Source organism: Rahnella sp. GSA61A, assembly GCF_019969905.1.
GTDB lineage: Bacteria > Pseudomonadota > Gammaproteobacteria > Enterobacterales > Enterobacteriaceae > Rahnella > Rahnella aceris.
Window position 1 is genome coordinate 81,186 of record NZ_JAHXYO010000005.1, and the last position, 20,561, is coordinate 101,746.

Sequence of the window (20,561 nt, forward strand, 5' to 3'; positions counted from 1 at the left end):
CATTCCGGACCGGACAACAGAGGCGTTACGCATTGTCCGGTCTGGTTTTTTATATTTCTGCCAGCTCTTGCGCAATATTCACCACTTTATAGTGATGTTCGCTGATGACCTTCCGGCGTATTTTATCTTCCATCTCATCGGCGAATTTTACAATATCATCAGCCGCTGCGAAGTCGGGTAAATCAGTAATTTTATAATTCCACCATTGAATAGATTGTAAACGATTAATAATACTTTTCTCAAACCGGTATTTAATCACTCTGGCCGGAATACCCGCGACAATCGCGTACGGAGGAACATCAGACGTGACGACGGCATTGGCGGCAATAATTGCGCCATTGCCGATAGTGATGCCGCCTTTTAATACGGCGTGTTCGCCCACCCAAACATCATGACCTAATACCGTCGCCTCCGGCATATAGTCGAACCCGGCAATATTCAGCGTTTCTCCGAATTGTTCCTGCGCCACTTTGGGGAAGAAATCATGATACGTCAGCGGACTGGTCGTAAACCGGTGTATGGGATGTTGCGGCCCCATAACCCGCACTCCTGCTGCCAGGCTGCAAAATCTGCCAGTTTTGAGGTTATTGGGTAATTTACTGCACGCGTAAGAATACGCGCCCATTGAACAGAAACTTTTTCGTGGCATTGAGGCGTACTCTTCAACCCAAACATCCTCGGTAAATTTTATTCTCTCCCCTTTTTTAAAAAGGAATATATTTCTCTTTTTATATATTCCTTTCACTATTTCCGGGAATTTAAGATGGATCTTATGGCGTAAACAATAATCCTCATGTTTTTGAGCCCATCGAAAGTTAACGGGATACTTCATTCATTGCTCCTCAAAGGTGACATGCTGTTTTTATATATTCTTGTCTAAATCCTAGCATAAAACAGACATTACAAAATCTGAGGTCGGCGGAAAATACGTGAGGAGGCGATGAAGTAAAGCAAAAAACGCCCGGAGGATAAAGTCCGGGCGCTGTGATGAACATCTTACTCAGGCGGCGCGATCAGACCCGGAAATGCCCGACGGCAACCGCCAGACCGGTGGCTTGTTCCTGCAACGCCGACGCCGCACCCGTGGATTCCTGAACCATCGCTGCGTTCTGCTGCACCATGCCGTCGAGCTGGGTAATGGCACGGTTGATTTCGTTAATACTCAGCATCTGCTCTTCAGATGCATGGGTGATTTCCAGCATGACACTGCTGACGTTCGACACGTTGCTGACGATTTCGCTCATGCTGTCGCTGGCGAGGCGCACCTGCGCTGAGCCGGACGCCACGCTGCTCACCGTTGATTCGATAAGGACTTTGATCTCTTTCGCCGCCTGCGCGCTGCGTTGTGCGAGGCTGCGCACTTCGCTGGCGACGACCGCAAAACCGCGCCCCTGTTCACCTGCGCGCGCGGCTTCGACTGCGGCGTTCAGCGCCAGGATATTGGTCTGGAAGGCAATACCGTCGATCACACTGGTAATGTCTCCGATTTTCGATGACGCGGTTTCGATGCTTTCCATCGTTTTAATGACTTTAGTCACCACTTCGTCACCGCGTATGGCCGCCGCAGAAGCGGATTTAGCGGTTTCGGATGCTTGTTTCGCCGAACTGGCCGACTGGGAAACCGTCGCCGTGATCTGCTCAAGGGATGCGGCGGTTTGTTGCAGGCTGGCTGCGGCAGAGTCTGTACGACCGGACAAATCGTTATTCCCTGCGGCGATTTCATCGGCCGCGATTTTAACGGATTCACTGGTGGTGCGGATTTCAGACATCACTTTGCTGAGCTTATCAACGAAGGTGTTGAAGGCGTGCGCGATTTGCGTCACTTCATCATGTCCGTCAGCTGGCAGGCGCTGCGTCAGATCATCCTCACCGGAACTGATCGCATTGAGCGTATCGCGCACCACCGACAGGCGGTGGAACGATTTGCTGATAATCAGCCCGATGACGACGGCTGAAATCAGCACGATCACAATCAGCGTAATCACCGACGAGGTCAGCAGGGATCGCATACCCGCAGTGGACTCTTTCTTATCCTGCGCCACCAGCGTGAACCATTCCGTGCCTGCTACCGGCATCGCACGGACGCGCTTGACCGCACCGTTCAGACGGATATCCACCGGTGCATTGGCGGCAAACACATCCTGCAAATTCACCCCTTCCGCCAGTGCGGTAATCGGCTTCAGTGCCAGGCTGGTATCCGGATGCGCGATGATCACACCGGATTTATCCACCAGCATGCCGAAACTGCCCGGCGTCGGATGAATGGTATTAACGTTGCTCACGACGCTGTCCATCGAGACATCGCCCGCCACAACCGCTTTCAGCGTGCCTGCTTCCATCACCGGTACGGCGAAAGTGACCACCAGTTTCCCGCTACCGGCATCAATATAAGGCGGTGTGGCCACCGGATGTCCGGCGGCTTCAGCCTGCTTGTACCACGGGCGGCCGGTCGGATCGTAATCCGCAGGCACACCGGTCGGATCGGAGAACTTCGCGGTGCGGTTTGCATAACCGACATACACGTTGGTAAATCCACCTGCACTGGCGATCTGCTTGAGAACCGGGATCGGATCTTCTGACATCGCGATCTGTTGCAGTGAAACGATCATCCCTGTTTTCGAGCTTACCCAATCGCTGATCCCTCGCGTGTGGCTGGCCGTCAGCGCGTTAAGTGTGCTGTCTGTCGCCTGACTGTTGTACTTGTTGGCAACGGTATAACTCAGGAAGGTATTGATAATCAGCGAACAGGCCACGATGACGATACAGGCCGTGATAATGCGCGAACGGATGGTTTTAAGCATGAGCGTTTCCCTGGAAGGAATCTTAAGTTTTAGTTATCGGCAGGGAAGGGAAAAACTTGAGACCCGTCACAAAAAACAGAGGCTTGTCGGGGCGAAAGGACGTCCCTGTTTATTTCAGCGCGAAATTAAAGGCCTTCCTAAACCAACCCGCTGCTCATTGTAACGTCCGCCGCGCTTTCTCTAAATTTCGTGAAACGCCTCCCAAATCTGATCACAATTCCACCAGGGGATCTTGCGGCTTTTATCCGTGGGTGATAGTAATGCACTACTTCACAAAATAAAGTGAAGAAGGAAAGTACATCACGAATCAGTTTACAAAGGACATCCCATGTCAGAACTTAAATTTGCCACACGTCTGAACTCGTTTGCGTCGGGGGCACATCTTTACTGGCCTGAACAGAAAGGCAAACCTTCAGTGCTGCAAATGATCGAACGTGCAGCTACGGTTAAAGGATTGACGCATCTGGACCTGAATTATCCGCAGCACATGACCGGCGATATCACTTTGATGCGCCAGAAAATCGAAGAAGTCGGGCTGGCGGTGAACGGGATGCAAATGCGCTGGGATGCTCCGGAATTTAAAATCGGCGCATTTACTCACCCGGATCCAAAAATTCGTCGTCAGGCGATTGAATTGACCAAACGCGGGATCGACGCCGGTCGTGAGTTTGGTGCCAGCATTATGACGTTGTGGATGGGACAGGATGGCTTTGATTACTGTTTCCAGGCTGACTACAAAAAAATCTGGGAAGACGCAGTCAGCGCTGTGCGTGAAGTGGCGGAATACGCCCCGGATATCGACGTCAGCATTGAATACAAACCCAACGAACCACGCGCTTACAGCATTTTCCCAAATGCCACTACCTGTCTGCTGGCGGTTGAAGAAGCCGGTTGCAAGAACTTAGGTATCACACTGGATTTCGCGCATGTGTTGTTTGCCAACGAAGTACCGGCGTTTGCGGCGGCGATGGTAGCCCGCCGTTCGCGTTTGCTGGGGCTCGATCTCAATGACGGCTGGGGCAAACGCGACGACGGCCTGATGGTCGGCTCCGTCAACCCGCGTGCCACGCTGGAATTCCTGTTGCAGATGAAACGCGACGGCTATAAAGGCGCGTATTACTTCGATACCTTCCCGGACGCCAGCGGATTGGATCCGGTGCGTGAAGCAGAAACCAATATCGCGACCGTGATCCGTTTACTCAAACTTTGCGAAAAACTCGAGAATAACCCGGCGCTGAATGAAGCCATCAGCAGGCAGGACGCCGTAGCCACACAGCAAATCGTCAACGACGTGATGTTGGCGCAGTAAAGCGACCCGCCACAGCGCGTGTCGCTGTGACACCATAAAAATAACAATCGAAGGCCAGATGATGAAAAAACTCTTACTGTCTGTACTCACCTCTACACTGCTTTGCACCAGCGTTTATGCCGCCGATCTGCCACCGTTGCAATCCGATACCGAACCGGATCGCACTGACTGGACGCAACTCACGGCCAAATATGGCCCGCTGCCGGCAATCGACAAATCCCTCAAAATCGGCGGTGTGTCTAAAACGCTGACCAATGAATACTGGCGCTCACTCGGCCAGGGATATAAGGAATTCGGTGATAAGCACGGCATCACCGTCGAATATCAGGCTGCGGCTAACGAAGACGACCAGCTCGGTCAGCTTTCTATCGCCGAAACCCTCATTTCACAGGGCTTCAACGGTTTGCTGGTGTCGCCGCAAACTGACGCCAACCTGCAACCGGCGTACGAATCGGCTAAAAGCAAAGGCATTGCTGTCGTTAACGTGAATGATGCGGTGATGCCGAATGCGGCGCATTACGTCGGTAACGTACAGAAAGACAACGGCGTACGCGTCGCCAACTGGTTTATCAAAAAACATCCTGAAGGCGGCAAAGTGGCCGTCATCGAAGGCCAGCCGGGGGTGTATGCCGCGGCGCAGCGTACCAGAGGCTTCAAAGAAACGATTCAGACCAGCGGGAAATTCACCGTAGTCGCCAGCGTTCCGGCCAACTGGAGCCGTGAAAATGCCTATAACGCAGCGGCGACAATTTTACAGCAACATCCTGATCTGATTGGGTTCTACGCCAACAACGATGGCATGGCACTCGGTGTGGTTGAAGCCGTGGCGGCTGCCGGAAAATCCAAACAGGTGGCGGTATTTGGCACTGACGGTATCTCCGATGCTTATGCCTCTATCAAGCGTGGCGAGCTGACCGGCACGGTGGACAGCTTCCCGGTGCTCACAGGGGAAGTGGCGATGGAAGTGGTCGTACGCCTGATTAACGGACAGAAAATCTCCCGCGTGGTCTCCACTCCGCAGGCGCTGATTACCCAGGACAATGCTGATGCGTTCTCCACCAAAGATAACGCGAAACTTCGCCAGCTGCTGGCTCAGCAACAATAAGTCAGACGTGTGAAAACGGGTCAGGAGAGTGTATGGAACAGTACAGTTTGACGATGCGCGGCATCAGCAAAAGCTACAGCGGCGTGGCAGCAGTTCAGGGCGTTGATTTCTCTGTGAGGCCGGGCGAAGTCCATGCGCTGATTGGAGAAAATGGCGCGGGAAAATCGACACTGCTGAATATTTTGTCCGGTGTGCGGGCGGCAGATTCCGGTGAAATTCTGGTGGAAGGGCAGGTTATTCAGATGAAGAATCCGCTGTCTGCCCGTCATGCCGGTATCGCGATGATCCACCAGGAATTGCAGCACGTTCCTGAACTCTCCGTGGCACAGAATATGTTTCTTGGCCGCCCGTTAACGAAACTCAAAGGGTTGTTTGTCGACAGAAAGGCTCAGTACAAAAGGGCAGTGGCGATCCTGCGTCGTCTTGATCCCAGTATTGATCCCGATGAGCCGATCAAGAACCTGAAAGTATCTCAGCAACAGATCGTTGAAATCGCCCGCGCTTTGCTGGATGAAGCGAAGATCATTGCAATGGATGAACCGACTTCCAGCCTGACGCCGACGGAGTTTGAGCGCCTGGCAGAGCTGATTTCAGATCTCAAATCGATGAATGTGTCGCTGATTTATGTCTCACACAAAATGAACGAGATTTTCAAAGTTTGCGATCGGGCGACGATCTTACGTGATGGTAAACAGGTCGGCGTGGTCAATATCTGCGATGAAACCGAAGAAACTATTGTCACCAAAATGGTCGGACGCAAAATCGAAAAAATGCACCATCACTCTTATGCGACCGGCAGGGAAGTGCTGCGCGTCGAAGGATTGAGTCGTGATAATGCCGTGCGGTCGGCGACTTTTTCCGTCGGAGCAGGTGAAGTGCTGGGAATTGCCGGACTGGTCGGTTCCGGGCGTACAGAGTTGCTGAAACTCATCGCCGGCATTGATGCCAAAACCGGCGGCAGCATTGAGGTGGAAGGCGTCGCGGTGAAAAATCACAATGTCAGTTCTGCTATCCGCGCCGGGATCGGACTGGTGCCGGAAGATCGTAAAAAAGAGGGCATCATTAAAGAGCGCGCAGTCAAAATGAATATGGCGTTGCCGTCAATGGGGCGATTTACCCGATACGGTTTACTGAAAAGAAATCAGCTGGATAAAACGGCGCTGGACGTGATGACCGATCTGCGGTTGCGTCCGCTTAACATAGAAAAACCCATTGGAACACTCAGCGGCGGAAACCAGCAAAAAGTCATTATTGGTCGCTGGGTCGCAGCGGACAATAAAGTCTTTCTTTTTGACGAGCCAACCCGGGGAATTGATATCGGAGCAAAGTCTGAGATTTATAATCTGATAGAAAAACTGGCGCAGCAGGGAAAAGCCATTGTGGTGGTTTCTTCCGAGATGCCGGAAATAATTCGTATCTCAGACAGAGTCCTGGTGATGCGTGAAGGGAAAATCACAAAAGAACTTAACGGTGATGAGATTACTGAAGAAAACATTGCCCGTTATGCGATTAACGATGTGAATTAAGCGGTCTGAAAACTATTTCTCCGACACCTACAAAGATTAAAGGCCATTATTATGACGACTCAAGGTAATGTTCAGCCCAAGGTTATGCCTTCGGCATTATTTAAATTCAACGTACGCGATGCCGGTACGCTGATTGGCTTAGTGATTATTGTGATCACCTTCTCTTTTTTGTCGCCGGTATTTTTTACCGTCCCTAATTTACTCAATATATTACAGCAGTCCTCCATTAACGGAATTATTGCGCTGGGTATGACGCTGGTCATTATTTCCGGCGGTATCGATCTCTCCGTCGGGCCGACGGCGGCACTTTCGGCGGTGCTGGGTGCCACGCTGATGGTGTCCGGCGTCCCGGTTCCACTGGCAATAATGGCGACGCTGGGTGTCGGCGCACTGTGCGGCGTGTTCAGCGGCATGCTGGTGGCGTATGCCGGTTTACAGCCGTTTATCGTCACCCTCGGCGGACTCTCGCTGTTCCGCGCGCTGGCGCTGATTTTTACCAACGGCAACCCGATTTTTGGTATCCCGATGGAGTTTCGCACCGTCATTAACAGCACGATTTTCGGGGTTCCGGCACCAATCGTGATTGTTATTGCTATCGCGGCGATACTCTGGACGGTGATGAACAAAACGCCGCTGGGGGAATATATTCTGGCCGTGGGCGGTAACGAAGAAGCCGCACGAGTCGCGGGGGTTCCGGTCAAAAGAACCAAGGTCACGGTCTTTGTGATCTCCGGTGTGCTGGCCTCTTTAGCCTCACTGATTTTGATTGGTCGCCTGGGTGCCGCTGAACCGACCATGGGGAATTTATGGGAGCTGGATGCTATTGCTGCGGCGGCAATTGGCGGGGCTTCGCTGATGGGCGGGAAAGGCAGTGTGATCGGCACACTGATTGGCGCGGTTATTTTAGGTTCATTGCGTAATGGTCTGACACTTCTCAATATTCAGGCGTTTTATCAATTGCTTGCTACTGGCCTTATTATTATCATAGCGATGTTGATTGACAGAGCGACACGAGGCAAGTAATGAATCAGGATCCGCGAGCCATTGGTGCTCAAATTCGTATGAAATTGCCACATCTGACGCCGCTGGAAAGAAAAGTCGTCGAAGCGATTACGTCTAAAAATGATTTTTCTGAGCAAACTTCATTAAAAGAAATTGCGCTGGAAAATAATGTTTCTGAGGCGATGATTGTTAAACTGACCAAAAAATTAAACTTTTCAGGATTCAGAGATTTCAGAAGCAGTTTGATTTATTACAACTATTCTGAAGTGGCAAATTTACATGCGGAAATTGAGCCGGGAGACTCGTCGGAACAATTACTTGAAAAAGTATTCCGTACCTCTATTCAGGCAATAGAAGAAACATTATCTATTGTCGATGTTTCGGAATTTAACCGGGCTGCTGACATTTTATTTAAAGCCAGGCACATCGATTTATATGCTGTCGGCGGCTCTGCTGCCGTCGCCAGAGATTTGTCGCATAAATTGCTGAAAATTGGCATTAAAACGACGGTCTACGATGATGCGCATATCATGCTGATGTCGGCAGCGGTCTTATCGGACGATGATGCGGTGGTGGCGATCAGCCATTCCGGTGCCACCCGCGCGGTGAATGATCCGATCAAACTGGCGGCGCGCAATGGCGCCAAAGTGATCGCCATCACCAATTACGCCGAGTCGCCCATTGCGCGCAATGCGCATGTGGTTCTCAATTCAACCTCTCAGGGATCGCACTTGCTCGGGGAAAATGCTGCGTCGCGGATCGCTCAGCTGAATATTCTGGACGCCTTATTTGTGGCGATTGCCCAGAAGGATCTGAAGACAGCAGAAAAGAACCTGATGAAAACCCAGCAGGCGGTTCAGGACCTTCGGGAATACTAAAATGGGTAAAATTTTAGTCACGGGCAGCCTTCATTATGACATCGTGATCCACGCGCATCATCGTCCGGAAAAAGGCGAAACGGTGATCGGCAGCGGATGTTCATATAAATTCGGCGGCAAGGGCGGGAATCAGGCCGTTGCCGCTGCTAGAGCGGGCGCCGGTGTTCGTTTTGCCGGTGCCGTGGGCGCCGATACGCAGGGGGAATTCCTGCGTGGTGTGCTAAATGAAAACGCGGTCGACAGCAGCTTTATCGCCGTTAATGAAAGCGTACCTTCCGGCATGAGCGTGGCGCTGATGGATGCAGAAGGGGATTACGGCGCAGTGGTCGTTTCCAATGCAAACAACCACATTGATGCCGCGCAGTTTGATGATGATGCCTTGTGGCAGCAGGTTGACATGCTGTTGTTACAAAATGAGGTGCCGGAGGCGGTGAATCTGGCGGCAGCGAAACAGGCGAAACAGCGCGGGATCCGCGTTTGTCTGAATGCCGCACCGGCGCGGACACTTTGTGCTGAGATGCAGTCTGCTGTCGATTTGCTGGTGGTGAATGGCGTCGAAGCCCGTGATCTGAGCGGTATTCCGGTCAATGATTTGTCCGATGCTTGCGTGGCAGCCGAATTACTGAGCCAGCATTCTCCGGCTGTTATCGTGACGGCGGGTGAACACGGTGTGGCCTGGTGTGCAGCTGGCAGACGCAGCCAGTCGATGCCCGCCGAAAAAATAGAGCTGGTCAGTACCCACGGTGCCGGTGACTGCTTTATGGGCACGTTGTGCACATCGCTCTTGCAAGGGAAAACGCTGGCAGATTCCGTCGCAAAAGCCAACCGTGCAGCCGCCGAACACGTCTCCCGCAAAGCCTGACTTTTAATGCCAGTCTTTGCTAAAACGCCAAAAGGCAGGATGAATGTCCTGCCTTTTTTGCGTTTAGCGCACCCTCAGACCTCACCGTTCTCATCAATCTTCTTCTTATCCACATGCCCCAGTGAACGTTCCGGGAAACAAATATCGCGCACACGCTGTTTAAGCAGTGCGGCGTCCGGGAAACCGCCATCGCGTTTGCGTTCCCAGATAACCTCGTCATCGACTTTAATTTCGTAAATGCCACCGGTGCCGGGGACAAGCGTCACGGACGCCAGATCGGTACTGAACGAATTCAGCAATTCCTGCGCCATCCAGGTGGCGCGCAGCATCCAGTTGCATTGAGAACAATAGGTGATGGTGATGGCAGGTAATTTTTCCATGGTACGACCCTTTTAAGAGGATGTTATCGACGTTTCAGAAATCGGATATTACTGCCCGCTACAGACCTGCGCCAGTTGTTGTCTCAGCCACTGACGGGCGGCGGGGCACCGATTGAGTTATAACGAAAGTTGATACGCACTATAATATTTCTACACTTCTGCTTATAGCTCTTTGGCAGCACTCTGTTTGCTTAATGTGCCAATCCACCGAGGAAATTTTATGTCTGCACTATTTACGCCGTTTACGTTGAAAGACGTCACCTTAAAAAACCGCATTGCCGTTCCGCCTATGTGCCAGTATTCCGCCACTGATGGCGTGCCGAATGACTGGCATCAGGTGCATTACGCCACGCTGGCACGCGGCGGCGCGAGCCTGGTGATTGTCGAAGCGACGGCGGTTTCGCCGGAAGGGCGTATCACCCCGGGATGTCTCGGGATCTGGAACGATGAACAGGCTGCTGAACTGGCGAAGATTGCCAAAGCCATCAAAGCCGCAGGCGCAGTACCGGGGATCCAGATCGGTCACGCAGGCCGTAAAGCCAGCGCCAATCTGCCCTGGGAAGGGGACGATCATATTGCTGAAGGCGATCCGCGTGGCTGGGCAACCATTGCGCCATCCGCAGTCGCATTCGGCAAACACCTGCCGAAAGTGCCGAAAGAAATGACCAAAGCCGATATCCAGCGCGTGATGGCCGATTTTGTCGCTGCCGCGAAACGCGCGCGCGATGCCGGTTTTGAATGGCTGGAGCTGCACTTTGCCCACGGCTATCTGGCGCAAAGCTTCTTCTCCGTGCATTCCAACACCCGCACCGACGAATACGGCGGTGATTTTGCCGGTCGCAGCCGTTTCCTGATTGAAACTTTCGACGCCGTTAACGCCGTCTGGCCAAAAAACCTGCCGATTACCGCGCGTTTTGGCGTGATCGAATACGATGGCCGCGATGAAGAAACGCTGGCGGAATCTATCGAACTGACCCGTATTCTGCGTGAGAAAGGGCTGGATATGCTCAACGTCAGCGTCGGTTTCTCGACCTGGGAAGCACAGATCCCATGGGGAGCCGGTTTCCTGGCACCAGTGTCGCGCCGCGTGCGTGCTGAAGCCGGCTTGCCGGTGGCGAGTTCATGGGGTGTTGCGTCGGCAGACGTGGCCGAACGTTGTATCAGCGAACAAGATATGGATCTGGTGATGATTGGCCGCGCCATGCTCGCCAACCCGCATTATCCGTATGCGCTGGCGAAAGAACTGGGCGAGGACAATCCTTCATGGGTTCTGCCTGCGCCTTACGCGCACTGGCTTGAGCGCTACAGCATTCAGTGATCCTAAAATATCTCTGGAAAGAAGCTCGTAAAACGCGCGGGTAATTTTCAGCGCGTTACATTTTGCTACGAGGCAGGCCGCAAGCCCTGCCTCTTTTCTTTTCTGTCCTTTCAATCCTTTCCAAATCAACGCAAAATCTCAACCCTGACAGGCGATAATAAGGGATGCGGGCGTGAATTCAGGTTTGATGGTATTACACGGAAATCACTCAGAAACGCTGAGGGACGTGCTGGTCTCGTGGATGGCAGCGCATCCGCTGTCGCCGCTGGAAAATGAAGTGATTCTGGTGCAGAGCAACGGCATCAACCAGTGGCTGAAACTGGCGCTGGCGCGTGATGTGACCGACGGTGGCTGCGGAATTGCGGCGGCGCTGGATATCAAACTTCCGGCACGTTTTTTCTGGCAGGTGTACCGCGCGGTGCTCGGCAAAGAACAGGTGCCGGAATCGTCGCCTTTTGACCGTCCGCTGCTGACCTGGCGCCTGATCCGCCTGTTACCCGAACTGCTTGCCGAACCCGTTTTTGCGCCGCTGGCCCGTTTCTTAAAAGATGACGGCGATATGCGTAAATTGCATCAGCTGGCGCAGCGTCTGGCGGATTTATTCGATCAGTATCAGGTTTACCGTGCTGACTGGCTGGAAGACTGGGGCAACGGTCTGGACGTTCTGCGCACCAGCCGTAAAGGCAGCGAGTCCTTGCCGGAAAACCTGCTGTGGCAGCCGCAACTGTGGCGCGCGCTGCTGGCGGATGTACCTGAAAACGAGCGCAACACCAGCCGTGCGGCGCTGCATCAGCGTTTCCTGCACTATGCGCAAACTATTCCTGAAGACCAGCGCCCGGCCGGTTTACCGGCGCGGCTGGTGGTTTTTGGCATCTCCTCGTTACCGCAACAATCCCTTGAAGTGCTGGCCGTGCTGGGACGCTGGACACACATCTTTATGTGTGTGCATAACCCGTGCGAGCACGACTGGAGCGATATCATTGCTGATAAAGATTTGCTGCGCGCAGAGCGGATACGTCAGTTGCGTAAGCCGGGCATGCCGCAGGTCATTGCCGAAGATGAGCTCCATCAGCATGCGCATCCGTTGCTGGCGGCATGGGGCAAGCAGGGGCGTGACTATATCGGTCTGCTGAATGAATACGACAACCACGAATCCTATGCGGCGCAACTGGCGCCGGTGATCCCGCGCATCGACCTCTTTACCTCAAACGGCACCGATACCCTGTTGCATCAGTTGCAGGAAGACATTTTGCAGCTGCGCCCGCTGGCTGAAACCATCGATGAATGGCCTGCCGCTGACGTTCAGCATGACGATTCCCTGCGTTTCTTTATTACCCACAGCGCCCAGCGCGAAGTGGAAGTGCTGCATGACCGCCTGCTGGCGGCGCTGGCCGCAGATCCGACGCTGAAAGCGCGCGACATTATCGTGATGGTGCCGGATATCAACGGTTATGCGCCGCACATTCAGGCGGTGTTTGGCCTGATGGAGCGCAGTGATCCGCGTTATATCCCGTTCACCGTTGCCGATCAGGGACCGCGCCAGAATAATCCGTTACTCGGTGCGCTGGAAAGTTTGCTGGAACTGCCACAGTCGCGTTTTGCGGTCAGTGATTTGCTGGATTTACTCGATGTGCCGTCGGTGCGTCAGCGTTTCGGGATTGAAGAAGAACAACTGCCGCTGCTGCACCGCTGGATCAGAGCCGCCAACGTGCGCTGGGGGCTGCATGCCGAGCAGCGCCAGAGCCTCGAACTGCCGTTATCACCGGAGCAAAACAGCTGGTTCTTTGGTCTGCAACGCATGTTGCTGGGCTATGCGGTGGGCAGCGGCGAAGCCTGGAAAAACATCGAGCCGCTGGATGAAATCGGCGGGCTGGATGCGGCACTGATTGGCCCGCTGTCACATCTGCTGAACTGCCTGGATGACACCTGGCGTCAGCTACGTGAACCTGCGCCTCCGCAGGAGTGGGGCAGGCGTCTGCGTCATATCCTTTCTCAATACTTTAGCGAGGATGACGGTGAAGATGGCTTTATTTTAGTGCGTCTGCACGGTGAGCTGGAAATCTGGCTCGAAGCCTGTGAAAGCGTAGATTTACAGGCCGAACTGCCGCTGTCGGTGGTTCGCGATCACTGGCTGGCGCAGTTCGACCAGTCGGGTCTGACCCAGCCGTTTTTCGGCGGCGCGGTGACGTTCGCCACGCTGATGCCGATGCGTGCCATTCCTTTCCGCCACGTGCATCTGCTGGGGATGAACGACGGTGATTATCCGCGTAACCGTGTACCGATGGATTTCGACCTCATGGGGCGCGATTACCGCCCGGGCGACCGTTCACGCCGTGAAGATGACCGTTATCTGTTCCTCGAAGCCCTGCTTTCTGCGCGTGAACGCTTACACATTAGCTGGGTGGGGCGCAGCATTCATGACAACACCGAGCGCCCGCCTTCGGTGCTGGTGGCGCAGTTGCGCGACCATCTGGCGGCAGGCTGGAAAGCACAAAGTGGCGAAGATTTACTGCACGCCCTGACCACCGAACATCGTCTGCAACCGTTCAACCGCGACTATTTCAGTCAGGGCAGCCCGCTGTTCAGTTATGCGCACGAATGGCGCGCCGGGCTGGAAGCGGAAGCCGCTGCCGTGGCAGCGCAACCGCTGCAACCGGTGGAACAGGAAAGCGCACTGACGCTGCGTCAGTTGTCGGATTTCCTGTCGGATCCGGTGCGCAGTTTCTTCCGCCAGCGGCTGAATATCTACTTTGAGCTGGAAGATCCGGGCAGCGAAGATCAGGAGCCGTTCGACATCAATGCGCTGGAAAACTGGCGGTTGCAGGATGAGCTGATCCGCGCGCAAAAATGGGCGCTGGAAGCGGGCGTTTCGCGTCAGGACGTTTTACGTCAGCAACTCGAACGTATTGAACGACGCGGCGAGCTGGCACCGGGCGAATTTGCTGCGGTGCTGAGTGACGATCTGGCCGAACCGATGGATACCTTGTTTGCCAGCTATCAGCAGGTTCTCGATGCATGGCCTCAGCCGCTGGCGAATGAGGCGCTGGAAGATAAAACCGGTGGTGTGATGTTCTCCGACTGGCTGAGCGAACTGCGGGCAAATGCTGCGGGCGGCCGTGCCCGCGTGGTGCTGGAAAGTACCGGCATCATAAAAGATCGCGCTTACCGCTTTGACCGGCTGCTGCCTTACTGGGTTGCGCATCTTGCGGGGCATCTTGACGGACAGCCAATGCACACCTTTATCGTCAGCAAAAACGGCACCGCCGAATTACCGCCGCTGGAGATCGCTTATGCGCGCGAACTGTGGGACACGCTGATTGAAACGTGGAAAATCGGGCAGTTGCGGCCGTTGTCGCTGGCGGTAAAAACCGCCTTTGTCTGGCTGAAAAAAGAGGGCACGGCGCACAGCGCAACGGACAGCGATGCCTGGCTTGCCGCCCGCGACAGCTACGAAAATCACGATCCGGCCAACATGAAATTTGGTGAGCGTGACAGCAATGCGTACCTGGCCCGCGCGTGGCCGGACTTTGCCGCACTCTGGTCTGACGGTGAATTTGCCCGGCTGGCCGATGTGCTACTGGCACCGCTGATCAATTATCTTTCCCGCAGTAAGAAAGGAGACAAGGAATGACGGAACAACGTCTGCCATCAGCATTGAATGTGCTGAACTTTCCGCTGACGGGAAGCCGCCTGATTGAAGCCAGCGCGGGTACCGGCAAAACTTTCACCATCGCCGCGCTGTATGTGCGGCTGGTGCTCGGGCACGGCGGCGATAACGCCTTCAGCCGCCCGCTGACGCCGCCGGAAATTCTGGTGGTGACCTTTACCGATGCGGCAACCAAAGAACTGCGCGATCGCATACGTGCGCGTTTATCGCAAGCGGCGGGGTATTTTTTAGGAAATCCTGACGCGGAAAATGACAGCGACGAATTTTTGCAAAATTTGCGTGCGGAATATACGCCTGAGCAATGGCCGGGCTGTGCCCGCAAGCTGCAACTGGCGGCGGAATGGATGGATGAATCTGCCGTTTCCACTATTCACGGCTGGTGTAACCGCATGCTTGGCGAGCACGCATTCGACAGCGACAGCCTGTTTACCCAGACGCTGGAAACCGACCAGACCGAACTGCTGATGAACGTGGTGCGCGATTACTGGCGCAGTTTCTATTTCCCGCTCGGTGAGCAGGAAATCCGTATGTTGCGCGGCTGGTGGCGCTCACCGGAAGACTTACACCGCAGCGTGATGCCGCTGCTGGAATATGCCGGAGAGTTAGGCTCAGATCAGACGCCTGCCGAAGTATGTGAAACGGTGAATAACCTGAAAGCGGCGGAACTGGCTGCGCTGAAACAAGACTGGCCGCAATGGACGCAGGAACTGCGCACAATGCTCGAAGGCGCGGTAGCAGCGAAAGCGGTGAATGGGAAAATTCAGGCGCGATATTTCAATCCGTGGCTGGATAAACTTCACGCCTGGGCAACCAGCGACGAAATAATCCCGGATCTCAAAACCGGCTGGACCCGCCTGACACCGGCAGGCCTAGACGAAGGCTGGAAGCAGGGCGTTGCGCCCGTCCATCCGGCCATTTCGGCAATGGAAACCCTGAAAACCCGGCTGGAAAGTTTGCCGGATGCCCGCAGCGGTTTACTGCAACATGCCTGCCGCTGGATAAAAAATCGTTTTGACCTCGAGCAGCAAAAGCGCGCGCAAATGGGTTTCAACGATTTGCTGACCCGTCTGGACGCTGCGCTCAGCAGTGACAACGGCGCGCGGCTGGCGGAGATCATCCGTACGCAATTCCCGGTGGCGATGATCGACGAATTTCAGGATACCGATCCGCTGCAATACCGTATTTTCGACGCCGTTTACCGTGTGGCGGAAAATGCGCCGGAGCAGGGTCTGATCCTGATCGGCGACCCGAAACAGGCGATTTACGCCTTCCGTGGTGCCGATATTTATACTTATCTGCGCGCCCGTCGTGATACCGGCGGCCGCCACTACACGCTGGCGACCAACTTCCGTTCTACCCGCGCGATGGTGGCGTCAGTGAATCAGGTGTTTGAACTGGCCGAAAATCGCAAGTCCGGCGAGGGCGCGTTCCTGTTCCGGCGCGGCGCTGAAAATCAGGTGCCGTTCCTGCCGGTAGAAGCCAAAGGACGCGCCGATACACTGGTAATTGATGATGCCGAAGCCGCTGCGCTGACGCTGTGGTATCCGGAGAATCAGGCGGAAGTATTGCCGAAAAACCAGTATGTCCAGATGATGGCCGACGGCTGCGCCACGGAAATTGTTCGCCTGCTGCGCCTCGGCCAGCAAGGTTCTGCCGGTTTTGGCCTGCCCGGCGAAACGCTGAAGCCAGTAATGCCCGGCGATATCGCGGTGCTGGTGAACACCGGGCGGGAAGCGACCGCAGTGCGCGTTGCGCTGTCGAAACGCGGCGTGCGCAGTGTGTATCTTTCCGATAAAGAATCGATTTTTGAAAGTGCGCAGGCGGGCGAATTGCAATACTGGCTGGCGGCTTGTGCTGCGCCGGAAAACGACCGGTTACTGCGCGCGGCCCTCGCGACACCTTCGCTGAACCTGAGCTGGGAAGCGCTGGACCGGCTCAATCAGGATGAAAGCGAGTGGGAGCGCTACGTTCAGCAGTTTCAGGCGCTGCGTACCTGCTGGCGCAAACAGGGCATTCTGCCGATGCTGCGCCGCCTGATGTGGGAATTCGACGTGCCGCGCCGTCTGCTCGGCCGTGGTGACGAACGTGCGCTGACCGACCTGCTGCATCTTTCTGAACTGCTGCAACAGGCCAGCGTTCAGCTCGACGGCGAGCATGCGCTGATCCGCTATCTGGCGGAACAGTGTCAGGATGAACATCAGGGGGGTGATGCGCGCAAACTGCGTCTCGAAAGCGATGCTGAACTGGTGAAAGTGGTCACGGTGCATAAGTCCAAAGGGCTGGAATATCCGCTGGTATTCCTGCCTTTCGCCTGTGCTTTCCGCGCGGTGAAAAAACAGGACTCACCGCTGAAATGGCACACGGCGGAAGGTGAACTGGAAGTGGCGCTGAGCGCGACGGATGAACAACTGGTGCAGGCCGATCGCGAGCGTCTGGGGGAAGACCTGCGTAAGTTCTACGTCGCGATGACCCGCTCGCGTTACGCGCTGTGGCTGGGCATGGCACCGCTGAAAGAGTTCGAAAAGAGCGCCTCCGGCTATCTGTTCCACGGCGGCGACGCGATCGATGCGGATGCGCTGCCCGCCAGTTTGCAGGCACTGGAGACAGACACTATTCGCGCCTGGCCGCTGCCTGTTACGGATGGCGCAATCTATCGCAGTGAGCAGTTGTTACCGGAACTCGGGCCGCGTCCTCCGCTGCGAACGCATAAAGGGCCGCGCTGGTGGGTGTCGAGTTTCTCCGGCCTGCAAATCGCACCGGCAGGCACCTACATGGTGCCGGAGACCCTGAACCGGGAACCTCGGGGTGAGATCGAAAGCGCAGCTCAGGACAGCTATTTAGAAGATCAGAAAGTATTTGTGGAAGACAAAGAGCCGGTGCCCGGGCTTTTGCAACCGATGACCGGTGAGAATTTGTATGCGTTTCCGCGCGGTCCTGCGCCGGGTAATTTCCTGCACGGTTTGCTGGAATGGGCGGGCGACGAAGGGTTTGCGGCACTGGCGAAGGATCCGGCGAAAATCGCCGATCAGGTTGCGCGGCGTTGTAATACGCGCGGCTGGGAAAAGTGGATCGTACCGCTTTCCGGCTGGCTGACCGCGTTACTGACGCAGCCGTTAGCCCTGCCGGACGGTGAAACCTTCACGCTGGCGGAACTGCCGCCTTATCAGGTTGAAATGGAGTTCTGGTTCTCGCTGACAAAGGTCTCAACTGTTCGCCTCGACAAGCTGGTTCAGCAATACACGCTTGAGGGCGCGGAGCGTGCGCCGCTGCTGGCGGAAGATCTCAACGGCATGCTGAAAGGCTTCATCGATCTGGTGTTTGAACATGACGGGCGTTATTACGTGCTGGATTATAAATCCAACTGGCTCGGAGACGATGCCAGCGGTTATGACCAGGAAAATATGACGCAGTCAATGCGCGAGCACCGCTACGATTTGCAGTTCTCGCTGTATCTGTTTGCGCTGCATCGTCTGCTGAAATCCCGCATACCGGATTATGACTACGACCGGCATATCGGCGGCGCGGTGTATTTATTCCTGCGCGGCAGCCACGCGCCGGGTAACGGCGTCTGCGTTCAGCGGCCGGACAAAGCATTAATGGAACAACTCGACGCTCTGTTCAGCGGCACGGAGGAACACGCATGAAAATCAACAGCCGTGAAGATATCGCACAACTGCTGGCGAGCTGGGTGGAATGTGGCTGGCTGCGCGAACTCGATCGCGCACTGGTGACGTTTCTGGCAAAAGAAGCGCCGGACGCGCATCCGTTATTGTTGCTGGCGACCGCACTGACCAGCTATCAGTTAGGGCGCGGTCATGTGTGTCTGGATTTGCAGGCCACGCTTGATGACAGTGCATTCTCACTCTCGCTGCCACCGGAAGGCGATCACGCTGACGGCGCGGTGATCCGTCCGGCGGCCGTGCTCGACGACCTGAGTTTGCAGGAATGGCTGGCGGCGCTGGTGCACCCGACACTGGTCGGACACCACGAAGGTAATTCGCCGCTGGTGCTGACCGGCCAGCGCCTGTATCTGCGCCGTTACTGGCAGTACGAACAGAATGTGCGGGCGGCAATTGAACAACGTCTGGCGCGCAGTGCGCTGCACACTTTGCCGGTGGAATCTTTGCGTGCGCCGCTGACGGCGTTATTCCCGGCGGATGCGAAATCTGATATCGCCAACTGGCAGAAACTGGCCTGCGCGCTGGCGGCGGGCAGTGCGTTCAGCATTATTACCGGCGGGCCGGGCACCGGTAAAACCACCACGGTGGTGCGTCTGCTGGCGTTGTTACAGACGCTGGCGCTGGAGGAAAATGGTCAGCCACTGCGCATCAGACTGGCCGCGCCGACCGGCAAGGCGGCAGCAAGACTCAATGAATCAATTGCCGGTGCTGTATCGAAGCTGGATCTCAGTGCGATCGGCAACGGTAATGCGGTGCGAGAAAGTATCAACACCGATGTGGTGACACTGCACCGTCTGCTCGGCAGCCGCCCGGATACGCGGCATTTTCGCCATCATCCGGGCAACCCGCTGATGCTGGATGTGCTGGTGGTTGATGAAGCGTCAATGGTCGATCTGGAAATGATGGCCGCATTGCTGGCGGCATTGCCGGAACAGGCGCGTCTGATCCTGCTCGGCGATAAAGATCAACTGGCGTCGGTGGAGGCGGGGGCATTACTGAGCGAGTTATGTCAGCGCGCCAACGGCGGCCATTATCTGCCGCATACCCGCGACTGGTTGCAAAGCGTGACCGGCGAACAGGTCCCGGATTCGCTGGTTGATCCCCAGGGTACGGCGATGGATCAGGCTGTAGTGATGCTGCGCCACAGTTACCGTTTTGATGCACAAAGCGGCATTGGTCAGTTAGCGGAAGCAGTAAATGACGGGGATGTGAAAGCGCTGAAACAGGTCTGGAAACATGGATACGCTGACCTGGCGCAACTGACATTGAGCACTGACGATGATGCTGAACTGCGCGACTGGGTGGTGAAGGGCGGCACGAAGCAGTTCCCGGCGGCGGCCAGACGCGAAGGCGTAGAACCTCCGGTCGGCTATCAACATTATCTCAACGTGATGATCCAGGCGCGACCGGCAGACAATGAACCGCCGGAAGCCTTCAACCGCTGGGCGGCCAGAGTGCTTCTGGCCTACAGCCAGTTCCAGCTGCTGTGCGCCTTACGTGGCGGGCGCTGGGGGGTGGAAGAACTGAATCAGCGCATCGCCGACATCTTGCGAAAGGAAGGGTTGCTTAAGGCGTCGATCGGCTGGTATCCGGGGCGTCCGGTGCTGGTGACCCGCAATGATTACAGCCAGCGTCTGATGAACGGCGATATCGGCATCACGCTGGAGATCCCGCATCGTCTTGCCGATGGTACTGTGGTGCCGACCCTGCGAGTGGCGTTTCTGGCCGGAGACGGTACGCAGGATATCCGCTGGGTGATGCCGGGGCGTTTGCAGGCGGTGGAAACCGTATTTGCCATGACGGTGCACAAATCACAGGGATCCGAATTTACCCATACCGCGCTGCTGCTGCCGGAGAATCTCAGTCCGATCCTCACGCGCGAGCTGATTTACACCGGCATTACCCGTGCGCGTCACTGGTTCAGTCTGGGATGTGTCGGGGGAATGAATGCCGTTTTACCGGATGCGGTGAAGCGTCGGGTGTTACGTGCCAGCGGATTAATCGAAAGCGCGTAACGCATACCTGAAGACGAA

The 20,561-nt window shown here is 55.4% G+C and carries 13 protein-coding genes; 10 read left to right on the forward strand and 3 right to left on the reverse strand.

All coding sequences use genetic code 11. The features are described 5' to 3' along the window. Positions 1-49: 49 nt before the first annotated feature. Positions 50-832: a CatB-related O-acetyltransferase gene (locus tag LC431_RS08540; protein ID WP_041673024.1), complete on the reverse strand. Its 783-nt coding sequence runs from the start codon at positions 830-832 to the stop codon at positions 50-52. A 181-nt stretch (positions 833-1,013) separates the two neighbouring features. Continuing rightward, positions 1,014-2,801, reverse strand: a complete 1,788-nt coding sequence (locus LC431_RS08545) for a methyl-accepting chemotaxis protein (protein WP_015689458.1) — start codon at positions 2,799-2,801, stop codon at positions 1,014-1,016. Between the two features lie 328 nt (positions 2,802-3,129). Here LC431_RS08545 and LC431_RS08550 point away from each other — a divergent pair, with 328 nt between their 5' ends. The 6 genes from LC431_RS08550 to LC431_RS08575 all read left to right on the forward strand — a co-directional run bounded on the left by LC431_RS08550 (position 3,130) and on the right by LC431_RS08575 (position 9,483). Next, on the forward strand, positions 3,130-4,110 hold the full coding sequence (locus LC431_RS08550; RefSeq protein ID WP_013574314.1) for a TIM barrel protein: 981 nt from the start codon (positions 3,130-3,132) through the stop codon (positions 4,108-4,110). 61 nt (positions 4,111-4,171) lie between these two features. Beyond that, positions 4,172-5,215 carry a substrate-binding domain-containing protein gene (locus tag LC431_RS08555; protein ID WP_013574315.1) on the forward strand — a complete coding sequence of 348 codons (1,044 nt, stop codon included), beginning with the start codon at positions 4,172-4,174 and terminating at the stop codon, positions 5,213-5,215. A gap of 32 nt (positions 5,216-5,247) precedes the next feature. Next, complete coding sequence (locus tag LC431_RS08560) at positions 5,248-6,741, forward strand: sugar ABC transporter ATP-binding protein (RefSeq protein WP_013574316.1); 1,494 nt, start codon at positions 5,248-5,250, stop codon at positions 6,739-6,741. A 51-nt stretch (positions 6,742-6,792) separates the two neighbouring features. Beyond that, positions 6,793-7,764, forward strand: coding sequence for an ABC transporter permease (locus tag LC431_RS08565; RefSeq protein WP_013574317.1), 972 nt, complete (start codon positions 6,793-6,795; stop codon positions 7,762-7,764). Continuing rightward, a complete protein-coding gene (locus tag LC431_RS08570) occupies positions 7,764-8,621 on the forward strand; it encodes a MurR/RpiR family transcriptional regulator (RefSeq protein WP_013574318.1) in 858 nt (285 codons plus the stop codon). The genes LC431_RS08565 and LC431_RS08570 overlap by 1 nt, the downstream gene beginning before the upstream one ends. Before the next feature lies 1 nt (position 8,622). After that, a complete protein-coding gene (locus LC431_RS08575; RefSeq protein ID WP_119261329.1) occupies positions 8,623-9,483 on the forward strand; it encodes a ribokinase in 861 nt (286 codons plus the stop codon). Positions 9,484-9,557: 74 nt separating this feature from the next. On the opposite strand, the gene LC431_RS08580 is transcribed toward LC431_RS08575, so the two are convergent. Next, complete coding sequence (locus LC431_RS08580) at positions 9,558-9,863, reverse strand: SelT/SelW/SelH family protein (protein ID WP_223509695.1); 306 nt, start codon at positions 9,861-9,863, stop codon at positions 9,558-9,560. 220 nt (positions 9,864-10,083) lie between these two features. On the opposite strand from LC431_RS08580, the gene LC431_RS08585 reads away from it, so the two are divergent. From LC431_RS08585 to recD, 4 genes are all read left to right on the forward strand, one after another. Beyond that, the gene (locus LC431_RS08585; protein ID WP_121019592.1) at positions 10,084-11,181 is read left to right on the forward strand and encodes an NADH:flavin oxidoreductase/NADH oxidase; all 1,098 of its coding nucleotides are present in this window, start codon (positions 10,084-10,086) and stop codon (positions 11,179-11,181) included. A 172-nt stretch (positions 11,182-11,353) separates the two neighbouring features. Next, positions 11,354-14,812, forward strand: a complete 3,459-nt coding sequence (gene recC / locus LC431_RS08590; RefSeq protein WP_223509697.1) for an exodeoxyribonuclease V subunit gamma — start codon at positions 11,354-11,356, stop codon at positions 14,810-14,812. Continuing rightward, complete coding sequence (recB, locus tag LC431_RS08595) at positions 14,809-18,492, forward strand: exodeoxyribonuclease V subunit beta (protein WP_223509699.1); 3,684 nt, start codon at positions 14,809-14,811, stop codon at positions 18,490-18,492. Before recC ends, recB begins: the two co-directional genes overlap by 4 nt. Continuing rightward, complete coding sequence (gene recD / locus LC431_RS08600; protein WP_223509701.1) at positions 18,489-20,543, forward strand: exodeoxyribonuclease V subunit alpha; 2,055 nt, start codon at positions 18,489-18,491, stop codon at positions 20,541-20,543. Before recB ends, recD begins: the two co-directional genes overlap by 4 nt. The last annotated feature ends 18 nt before the right edge of the window (positions 20,544-20,561 follow it).